This is a genomic window from Trichocoleus desertorum AS-A10 (assembly GCF_039962155.1).
Taxonomy (GTDB): Bacteria; Cyanobacteriota; Cyanobacteriia; order FACHB-46; family FACHB-46; genus Trichocoleus.
This window is the reverse complement of the sequence record NZ_JAMPKN010000014.1, coordinates 150,349-160,409: the sequence shown is the minus strand read 5'-3', so window position 1 is coordinate 160,409 and position 10,061 is coordinate 150,349. Positions and strand designations below refer to the sequence as shown.

Sequence of the window (10,061 nt, the reverse complement as noted above, 5' to 3'; positions counted from 1 at the left end):
GATCTGTAGTTGTCGTCGCGATCCCTAGTTGTCGTTGCGATCTGAGGTCTCGACTGACGACATTCACTCACCAAGCCTCTGTCGCGACACGTCTATCCCCTTGACATTTAACACAATTCTGGCAGCAGCATCTTGTGAAGGGCTGGCCCATTGGCTCAACTCTTTTGCGAGAGGGGGTGGTCTAGCTTTGTACACAGGCTTAGCTGTGCTTCTTCCACTCAACTTGCCGCCATTTCTACCCTTCCACGAAGGCAATCGCGTCGGTTGGACTGGTTGGTTAACCCATGTGATTCGTGAGATACCTTTGCCAGTAGTAGTAGGACAAACATCAGAAGCCGCTTATTTGCAGAAAACAGTCCCTTCCTATTCGGCTTGGCAATATATCAATGCTCACTTACCCAAAACAGCTAGAATTCTCACCTTTAGTGATGGTGACCAATTCTATAGCGATCGCGCTCGCTTGTGGAGTGACGCCACGATCGCCCGCCCAGCGACTTGGGGAGCAGCACGAGGACAGGAAAAACAAGCCTTTCAGTCCTTACAGAAGTCAGAAATCTCCCACATTCTCTTCGATAAGCAACAGCTCAAGTCACTGCCTCCAGATACTCTGGCAATCGCCCAACCCGAAGTAGTAAAAACTTGGTATGAGGAAGTATATGAGGATAGCCGTTATATTCTCTACCGAGTGCAGTGGGAGAAATCAGCGCTTCAACCAAAAATCACCCTCACTCCGCCCTGAGTCTCACCCTTTTGATAGTAATTGAGGTGGTAACTGCAAAGGTAGCCTGATACAGCGGATAAAAACCGTTTACTGGATTACAAGACGCAGCTCAGGTTGACTCAATGCTTGAAACAGTTAAAAAGCCCCAACTTCCCCAAGAACAGCCACCTCAACTGTGGTCGCTGGGCAAAGTGATACAGATGGGCTTAGCTGGATTTGCCTTCCTATACTTATTGGGCTATGGCTTTGTAGGTCAGATGATGCTCTCCCCCTCGCCAGCTCAGCAAGTAACTTCTAACGTGACTGATACTGACGACGCGCTTACGATGGTTCCCTAGCAACAACTTGAGCCATTATTCGGGTCAGATTGATTTAGCAGTTAATTAGGTTGGCATCTACCATCGCTTGTTGTAGTTTTTTCAGAGTACCCTGAGCTTTACGGCGATTAAGTAAATCACCACGATCGCTAAATAATTGTTCTGCCTGCTGTAAATCGGCGATCGCTCCTGGGTTATCACCTAGCTTCGCACGAGCTAGACCGCGATAGAGGTAAGCAGTGGCGTCTTCAGGATGGAGTCCAATCGCCTGACTGTAGTCTTCAATTGCGCCTAGTTTGTTACCGATGCGGGTTCGAGCTACTCCCCGGTAGAAGTAAGTAGTCGCATCATCGGGAGACAGTGCGATCGCCTGAGTGTAGTCTTCAATTGCGCCTAGCTTGTCGCCTAACTCGGCACAGATAAAGCCACGATTGCAATAAGCGACACTGTTGTCAGGATTTTGCTGAATTGCTTGGTCAAAGTCGGCCATGGCCTCTGCTGAGTCGCCTAAGTCATAACGAGCCACGCCCCGGTTGGTATAGGCGACATCGTTATGTGGATCAATCTGTAAGACTTGGGTGTAATCGGCGATCGCCCCTGATTTATCACCAATCTCGTAGCGGGTAGCCGCCCGCTGAAAATAAGCTGTAGCATCGTTGGCATCTAACAGCGGTTGCTCAAAGCGATCAATTAATCCTTGAATAGTTTGAGCATCAGTGGTGCGGAGTCCGAGTTCTAGTTCTGGAAAAACGGTGCTAGAAACGGGTAGGTTAGGAATTTTGAGAATGGCTAAGCGGCGATCGCACACCAAGAAATTCTCATCTGCTCCCAAGATTTTGAACTTAAATTGTTGCGGAAACTCCTGCTTCAGTTGCGCTAGTTGCTTCAGCGTGTTGTGGAGCCAACTTCTTTCGGGGGGTGATATGGGTGATCGCGGACTGATATAGCGAGGGGCGTAGCTTTGATGGGTCATGCCTAAATGGCTCCACCCCATCGCAAGGCAACCGCCGCGTTGCAAGAACGCTCGAAACTTCTCTAGCAAGGCAGCATCTAAACTAAACGGGTTGGGCCACGGCCAAACTACAATCACTTGATTTTCCGCTTGGTCGAGTAATTCTTCTAAAAAGGCTCGGCTACCCGCTAGTGGTTCCGGGCGATCGCTGGGTGCTGGCAAGGTAGAGCGCAGCGCCATGACTAGCTCATGGTTTGGCATTCCCGGCAAAGCTTGCAATTGCTGATTGATACCGCCCAATCGCTTTTGCAACGTTGTTTCTAGTTCGCCCCGGACTTCTACCATGTTGCCCTCCACCCCTTCCAGGCGAGTTGCTAAGCTTTGGAGTTGGCTTTGCAGGGCACTGTTGTCTAACAGTTGCGGTAAACGATGAATCCAGTCGCGCAGGGCTTTGTGCTGTTGGTATAGCGCTTCCGTGTTGCGTTGTACGGTGGTGACTTGTTGGCGGAGCTGAGCGACCTCAGGGCCTAAACTCGCTTGAGCTTGAATCTGGTCTTGCAAATCCGCCAAGTCAGGTAAGGTTGGCAATTGGCTCAGCCGAGCCTCCATTGCAGCGACCGTTTGGCTCAGCTCCTCTAGAAGCTGGGCTTCGCCAGGAGCATGAACTTTACTGTGGAGGACATCTAGTTGTTTGCGAAAAATAGTGATTGCCAACCGCAAAGGGGCGACAGACTGCTCTAGACCTTGATACTTGTGCTGTAGATTTTCTAAATCCACTAAGGCGCGAGTAAATTCTCGGCGGGGTACTAGCCCTGCAATGACTCGGATCAGGGATTCTACGTCTTGCTTGAGGGAACTGGCATCAAAGGGAGTGGGCAAATGATTCAGGCGACGGTTGATGTGGTTAACCTGATCTTGCAACCCCTTCACCTGGCTCATAGGCTCGTTGCTGAGAAGCTTCAGATCAGCTTGGGCTTGTACCATGTCTGCTTGCAATCGGGCGATTGCGGCTTCTGTCTGCTCTGCTTGAGGATGCGCGGTCAACTGAGCCAATTGGTCTGTCACCTGTTCTAAGGCGGTGGCAACTTGAGTATGCTGGATTTGCATTTGCTCCAAGTCCTGACGCAGCCCTGCAACATCTTGGGCTTTCAGGGGAGCCAGTTGGCGTTGCATTTCCCATTGCAGTGTTTGTAACTGTTCTGAGAGCCTGTTCAAAGACTCACGGTGCCGCCGAAAGAAGTTTTGCTTGAGGCTGTCTAGCTCTACGACGCTGGGTAAGCCTTCAATGTGCTCTTGGAGGTAGGCTATTTCTCTAGTAACGCGACTGTCCAGTCGGGTGATGGTCAACTTGGTCAGTTGCTTGGTTTCTTGCTCAAACCGCTGTCGGTTGACTAGATTGAGAGCCAGCAAGCAAGAAATCGGGGCAGCCGCAAACAGAAATTGCTGCGAGACAGCCGCCGCAACTGCTCCAACCCCTGAGCTTGCAAGCATGAAATATTCGGCAGTTTCGCGCCAGCGACGATGATTCACAGCGTTTCCAGATAGCTGAAGTGAACAAGTCAGAAGGGTCTGCCTAAACTGGGTGGCCTAAACCTGGGTATAAGAGTAGATTGCACCGTGACAGAACAGCACCTTATTTCGCTCTTCAGCTCGGCTCAAGTGAATCAGGAACGTCTACGCATAGCAATGGTGATATAAAGCACGAGTTGCGGTGATACGGTGCAGCTCTCTAAACCAGCGATCGCCCCACATCTTTGAGTAGCAGCTTGCTACGGCTGACTCGGCTTCTCCGTACCTCGTTCTTTAAAGATTGGTTGAAGTAAAAAACTGTCAGCAGAGTTAAATATTTGGCTAAGCCTTTGGCGATCGCACCTTGGCTAAAAAGGTTGACAACTCCTGTGCTAGCCACTTTTGCTCTGTATGGGTCAGCGCCGAGCCAAATTGGTGAGTTCGCACTCCCTCGATTAAGGCACAGGTATACACAGGCTGATCGTTGATTCGCATTTGGCTGTCGAACCATTGAATAGCTTCCAAATCCTCCGTGTTACCTTCAACCTGACGGTACCGCCAACCCAAGCACTGCTGCTGGAGCCGAAAACGATGGCGATTGATTTCTACATACGTTTGGATGGTAATGGGAGCTAAGGCATGGCCTAGTAAAGTTAAACCTGCCATCCAGAAGGGAATGGAGAAGAGAGGAAAAAAGATGGGCGCACCCATCGCGATCGCAGAGCTTGTCCAAAAAAAGATAAAACCATTCCAAACCAACGCAAAACCGAATAAACCAAGATTGCGAGATAGAAAACGTTGGGGTGGGATGTCAACTAGTACCTCCTGGGCTGTACGCTTTAGCTGAATGCGACTGCCAGCAGGTTGCCGATCAATCTGGAACTCGGAGCTTGCTAACTCAACCTGATGACGAGGTGGCGCTTGTAATGCAGCCAAAGCTTCCTTGGCAGACGGAAAGCGATCCTCCATCGCAGGCTCTAGCATCTGGTCGAGCCAGTCGGCAAAACTGGGGGAGAGTTGAGTACAGGCATGAATATCGATTTTGAGGCGGCGCTGGGGTAGATCAGCGGGAGATTGGTGGGTCAGCAAAAATAATAGTGTGGCCCCCAAGCCGTACAGGTCAGTGGCGAGAACGGCTTTACCCCGAAACTGCTCTGGAGCCATGTAGCCGTAGGTGCCCACAACTGTACTGCCTTGAGTCAGAGTGTCCCGGTAAGTGTCTTGCACCGCCCCAAAATCTACTAAGAAGATTTGCCCGTCTGACCGTCGTAAGATGTTTTGGGGTTTGATGTCGCGGTGAATCACAGGTGGGGTGAGCGAGTGCAGGTAACTCAGCACTTCTAACACTTGTATCGCTAGCTGCTTAGCTTCGACCTCTCCAATCCGCCAGCCTTCCTTGACCCACTGCGCCAGCGATCGCCCCTCCGCCAATTCTTGCACCAGATAACACCAGCGATTCTCCGGCGTATCCACCTGAAAGTAGTTGAGATAGTGCGGAATAGCGGCATGTTGCAGGTAAGACAGCACTCTGGCTTCTCGCTCAAACAGTTCCAGCACTTTCCAGTCAGTGATGCGCCGAAGAGAGAGGGCTTTTAGGGCTACCTGCTGCTGGGTTTGTAAATCTGTGGCTTTGTAAGTGGTGCCAATGCCACCCTGACCCAAAACTTCCAGGATGCGGTAGCGATCGCCAATAACATCCTGCGGCTGATGTAGTGCCTCCATCCACCCTGCTCCTCAAGCTGCGGTTCTGCTTTAATTGTGGCCTATTGGCTAGAGCGAGTCAGAGGCTGGAGGAGTTTCTGCAACTGGGGGCGAGGGAGGTGTGGGTTTTTGCCAGCGGTGGTAAGCGATCGCCCCTAATCCGCCAACTAGCAAGAGATAAGGGCTGTAGACAAACAACCAAATACTTAGGTTCAGCAACCCAACGGTTAGCTTGCCCATCGAATGAGTGGCTTGGCCCCAGGTTTCCTGCATGCGTAAACCGACTGGGCTTTCGGCTGGCGGCGAGGCGGCGATCGGCTCGGCCAAACTCAGGTTAATCGTAGAGAAGGCGACTTGCCCTTGGAGGCTTTTGAGTTGTCCATCTATTTGCTCAATTGATTGCCGCACGTTACTCAACTCCTGGGTTACACGCAGCACATCATTCATTGAGCCAGAGCGCTCCATAATCTTGAGCAGCATTTCCTCAGAGCGACGGAGATTGCGTAACCGAGACTGAAAATCTACGAGTTGAGTGGAAACATCTTCTACGGTAATGGCGCGAGACTGCACATTGCCCAATTCTGCCAATGCCGCAAGCGTTGCTTCCAGGCGCTCCTGGGGCACCTGAATTTGCATTGAAGCGGTGTGGCGAGTACTGTTATCCTGCGGTTTTTGGTCTTGTAGACCGACGACATCGCCTTGCTGACGTTGAGCGATCGCCGCGACTGACTTTAAGCTCGCGTCAATTGATTTGACCACCACGCTCAGCTCTGCCCGCTTGATCAATTGGGGTCGAGCTTGGGGAACTGCGGCGATCGCTTGTCCCGATGCTGCTTCTGCTCCAGAGCCGCTGGTGTTGCTATCACTGCCAGAATTACCACTGGCAGAATCGGTAGCCGTTTGTTTTTGGGCCATCATTGGCGCTGAAGCCAACTCCATCGTCTGGTTAGGTGCTGAAGCACAACTAACAAACAAAACGCTGCTAAACAGGGTACTCAACAGCAACGAAGGCTTAAGTTTTAGGTGAGATAAGCGGTTCACAGCCTACCCTCTCAGTAATTTTTGTTACTGCTAGTATGGCTCCGACTTTAGCTCACTCAGGATTGTGTAGCAATTTGTGTAACAGAGTCATAGTTACGCCTGCTCATGCTCGATGAGAATTCTATGTTCTACCCACTCCGATTCTCTCTGTCTTAAATTTTCCTGTGCAACGGCAAGATAAGCTTTGACGGCTGCTACATGTTCCTCAACCGCTTTTCCATGCTCACTCGTAGCCATGACATAAGCTTCGGTAGAGGCAGCTTTGTTGATTTGGGCGAGCTTAGCATACTCCTTAGACGCTTGGGCATACTCCTGAATCCACTGCCCCCGCTCTTCAATAACCTGTCCTACGTCTGCGCTCGCACCCTCTTGGCCTTGCAAAAGTTTGCCGACCGTCTCGATCGATTCCCCATGCTTTTGAGCAATTTCTGCATGTCTTAATGCAGCTTCTGCACTTTCTGGTGATATTTCATGCATAGATGGCCATTCTCCTCTTGGCGGTGGGACTCTTTGAGCGCTCTCTCTAGATCATAGAAACATTACGGCTCATTCTCACCTATCCTGAGACCCAGGCTAAATATGTGATGAGCAGCACTTTAGGACCTTAAACAATTTCAGGCTGACAGGGCGATCGCCATTGAAATCAGACAGGTTTCCAGCGGCGTAAATATTGGCAGAATTGGCAGACTCTTTCACGCAACAAATAGACTAACAGAACGAGATCTAAGGTCTGCTCAAACCACTGAAATTCGTGGCCGTAATAGCGAGGGTCCCAATAGCTGATGGCACTGTGGAAGCGGACAGTCCAGTTCAGCGGGAAGAACAACAGCGGTCCATCATCTACATGAGTCAAGATGTCTACGGTCGTGTGAAATAGACAGGCCAGCAGAAACCAAAACAGCCAGCGAGTGCGAGAGCCAATGTTCCGTCGCCGGGGCCATACATAAGCTAGCCCCAACAGCAACAGCACTGGAGCGTGCAAGGTATTATGTGCCGCGATCCAAAACGGGTTGTGAAAATACAGCTCGTCAAACAGGAGATGAGCCGTATCCGCCAAACTCCAACCTTTGATGAGGTGATAGTAGACAATGCCCCCGATCGACAGAACCCACAGAGGCAAATCGGGAGCTACAGAACCCAGCAAGAAGGCTCGCTTAACGATGGGTACTCGTGGCAGCGCTTTGTCCAAGGCAGCCGTCATCAAAAAGTGAGAATAAGTGTTCATAGGGGCGATCGCACTACATCAAGAGCAGGTTGTTAGAGTGAGAAGGAATTTTGTCAGCAAACTAATCCGTTGTAGCAACTCAGGGAGCCCACATGGAGACGCGATCGCTCGGTAACTCTGACATCCAAATTTCGCCCGTTCTCATGGGTACCTGGCAAGCAGGCAAACGCATGTGGGTAGGAATTGAGGATGCAGACACAATTAAAGCAATTCGAGCGGCCTTTGAGTCGGGCATCACCACCATTGACACCGCTGAAGTTTATGGAGAAGGCCACTCAGAGCAAGTCGTCGCGGAAGCCCTCTCCGATGTGCGAGATCAAGCGGTCTATGCCACCAAAGTCTTTGCCAACCACCTCAAATATGACCAAGTGATCGAAGCTTGCGATCGCTCCCTCAAAAACCTCAAAACCGACTACATCGACCTGTACCAGATCCATTGGCCCTGTGGAGCCTTCAACAGCGAGCTAGTGCCGATTGAGGAAACGATGCGGGCGCTGAATGACCTGAAGCAACAAGGCAAAATTCGGGCGATCGGGGTGTCGAATTTCTCTCGCGCTCAGCTAGAAGAAGCCTCCCAGTATGGCCGCATTGATAGCTTGCAACCGCCTTACTCGCTGTTTTGGCGCTATGTCGAAACTGATGCTGTGCCCTACTGCGTCGAAAACAACATCTCGATCTTGGCCTACTCTCCTTTAGCTCAAGGCTTACTCACTGGCAAGTTTGGGCCAGGCCACACCTTTGACTCCGCCGATAATCGCGCCAAAAATAAGCTATTCCAAGGCGAGAACTACGAACGCGCCCAAACCGCACTGGACAAACTCCGCCCGATCGCCGAACGGCACCAATTCACACTAGCGAACCTGGCCTTAGCTTGGTTAATCGCCCAACCTCAAGCCAACGCGATCGCGGGTGCCCGGAACGCCGAGCAGTCGGTACAGAATGCTCAAGCCACAGAAGTAAAGCTCTCGGCGGAAGAACTGCAAGAGATTGACGCGATCGGTCGGATAGTCACCGATCAACTAGCCAACGAAGGCCCCGTGATGTGGAGTTGGGGTTAGTTCTAGCTACTGCCTTACATGCACAGGCCAAACTCCAAACCCAATGATCCGCGGCGGCAGATCCCGCAAAAATGGCCACTGGAGGAAGGCGGGTGGCTGGAAGGGCTGGCTAGTATCCAGGGCCCGCGCAATCAGTCGTTTTTGAATCAGCGCTTGCAGAGCTTGGATGATGCGAGTGGGCCATTCTCGTCGCGCTTGCACTTTTGCCAGATGCCGCACCTCTAAATGCTTTGTCTGCAGCGGCTGGGTCAGGATATTGGCTGCCACCACAGCATCTTGGATCGCGTAGTTGATGCCCACGCCGCCCACCGGAGACATGACATGAGCCGCATCGCCAATCAGCAGCAATCCAGGGCGATACCAACGAGGTAAGCGACTAGACTCCACCGAGAGAAACGCCACCTGAGACCACTCTTGTAAATGCTGAACGCGATCGCTCAATTCTGGCACCACCTCCGCGATCGACTGGCGCAATGCTTCTAAACCTGCTCCCCGCAACTGCTGATACCCGCCTTTAGGAAAAATGTAAGCAGCTTGCCAAGTTTCAAAGCGGTTGAGCAAGGCCATCATCTTGCCTCGGCCAACTTTGGCAACCACGCCTTCCGGTTCATCTGCGCGTCGAGGCAGGCGAAACCACAGTACATCCATAGGTGGTGAGGTGCCGACAGCGGTAAAGCCTGCCAGTTCGCGGATGCGAGAGTGACGACCATCTGCACCCACCGTCAGCATGGCTCGGACTTCGTGCCAGCCTCCCTGACCTCGATACCGCACCCCTCTAATCTCACCGTTCTCCTCAATCAGCTCTTGGACATTCGCCCCTAAGACGAGCTGGAAGTTAGGGTACTGTTTCGCTTCATCCGTAATAAATTCTAGAAACCGTGCTTGCGGCATCATCGTGATATACGGATAGTGAGTTTCGAGGCGGCTAAAGTCCAGCGTCAGGAAGGCTTGCCCTTGCGCCGTAAACGTTCCCGTTCGCATCTTGGTATGGGGCAGTTGGAGCAAGCGTTCTGCCAAGCCCAGTTCTTCCATAATTTCCATGACCGAAGGGTGCAACGTATCACCCCGAAAGTCGCGATCGAAATCTCGATGGGCTTCTAGCAGCGTCACAGCAATGCCTCGACGTGCCAAAAGTAAGCCGAGTAAAGCACCCCCAGGCCCACCGCCCACAATGCAGCAATCTGTGGGTCGCACATCTAAGATTTCGTGAGTTCCCGGCGTTGGGAGAGCAACCGGGACTTCTGAAGTCGCATTTGTCATGCTCAGCACTCCTGCAATCCGCAAATAGTTGAGGCGCGATCGCCGACTACAGGGCATTTGGTTCAGTGGCTTCTCTATGGCCCAGCCAGCCATAAGCCTACGAGGTCATGTTGCCTGATCTGAAGCGGCTTGAACTCACCCTAACTCAGGCAACTTGAGAGGTTCTGTAGATGTAAGAAAAAGTTTCTTTCCTTGGGGGGAGTTTAAGTCAGCACAACTTCTAGCTCAAGGATGACTCCCAAACCCGTTAAAACTCTTAATGTTCTACGAGAGGTGT

The 10,061-nt window shown here is 51.7% G+C and carries 9 protein-coding genes; 3 read left to right on the top strand and 6 right to left on the bottom strand.

Going from position 1 to position 10,061, the window contains the following annotated elements; genetic code table 11:
• Positions 1 to 100 precede the first annotated feature (100 nt).
• Together NDA01_RS18640 and NDA01_RS18635 are read left to right on the top strand one after the other, a co-directional pair.
• On the top strand, positions 101 to 739 hold the full coding sequence (locus NDA01_RS18640; RefSeq protein ID WP_348229116.1) for a hypothetical protein: 639 nt from the start codon (positions 101 to 103) through the stop codon (positions 737 to 739).
• A 104-nt stretch (positions 740 to 843) separates the two neighbouring features.
• Entirely contained in the window at positions 844 to 1,059 is a 216-nt protein-coding gene (locus NDA01_RS18635) for a hypothetical protein (RefSeq protein WP_348229115.1), read from the top strand.
• Positions 1,060 to 1,093: 34 nt separating this feature from the next.
• Here the strand turns inward: NDA01_RS18635 and NDA01_RS18630 are convergent, their stop codons facing one another.
• From NDA01_RS18630 to NDA01_RS18610, 5 genes are all read right to left on the bottom strand, one after another.
• A complete protein-coding gene (locus tag NDA01_RS18630; protein ID WP_348229114.1) occupies positions 1,094 to 3,520 on the bottom strand; it encodes a tetratricopeptide repeat protein in 2,427 nt (808 codons plus the stop codon).
• Positions 3,521 to 3,841: 321 nt separating this feature from the next.
• Positions 3,842 to 5,221, bottom strand: coding sequence for a serine/threonine protein kinase (locus NDA01_RS18625; protein WP_348229113.1), 1,380 nt, complete (start codon positions 5,219 to 5,221; stop codon positions 3,842 to 3,844).
• 48 nt (positions 5,222 to 5,269) lie between these two features.
• On the bottom strand, positions 5,270 to 6,241 hold the full coding sequence (locus NDA01_RS18620) for a DUF4349 domain-containing protein (RefSeq protein WP_348229112.1): 972 nt from the start codon (positions 6,239 to 6,241) through the stop codon (positions 5,270 to 5,272).
• A gap of 93 nt (positions 6,242 to 6,334) precedes the next feature.
• Positions 6,335 to 6,718 carry a hypothetical protein gene (locus NDA01_RS18615; protein ID WP_348229111.1) on the bottom strand — a complete coding sequence of 128 codons (384 nt, stop codon included), beginning with the start codon at positions 6,716 to 6,718 and terminating at the stop codon, positions 6,335 to 6,337.
• A gap of 166 nt (positions 6,719 to 6,884) precedes the next feature.
• A complete protein-coding gene (locus NDA01_RS18610; RefSeq protein ID WP_348229110.1) occupies positions 6,885 to 7,466 on the bottom strand; it encodes a zinc dependent phospholipase C family protein in 582 nt (193 codons plus the stop codon).
• 92 nt (positions 7,467 to 7,558) lie between these two features.
• Between NDA01_RS18610 and NDA01_RS18605 the strand changes: the two genes are divergently transcribed.
• Positions 7,559 to 8,524 carry an aldo/keto reductase gene (locus NDA01_RS18605; RefSeq protein ID WP_348229109.1) on the top strand — a complete coding sequence of 322 codons (966 nt, stop codon included), beginning with the start codon at positions 7,559 to 7,561 and terminating at the stop codon, positions 8,522 to 8,524.
• A 6-nt stretch (positions 8,525 to 8,530) separates the two neighbouring features.
• Here the strand turns inward: NDA01_RS18605 and NDA01_RS18600 are convergent, their stop codons facing one another.
• Positions 8,531 to 9,877, bottom strand: a complete 1,347-nt coding sequence (locus NDA01_RS18600) for an FAD-dependent oxidoreductase (RefSeq protein WP_431193447.1) — start codon at positions 9,875 to 9,877, stop codon at positions 8,531 to 8,533.
• Positions 9,878 to 10,061 lie beyond the last annotated feature (184 nt).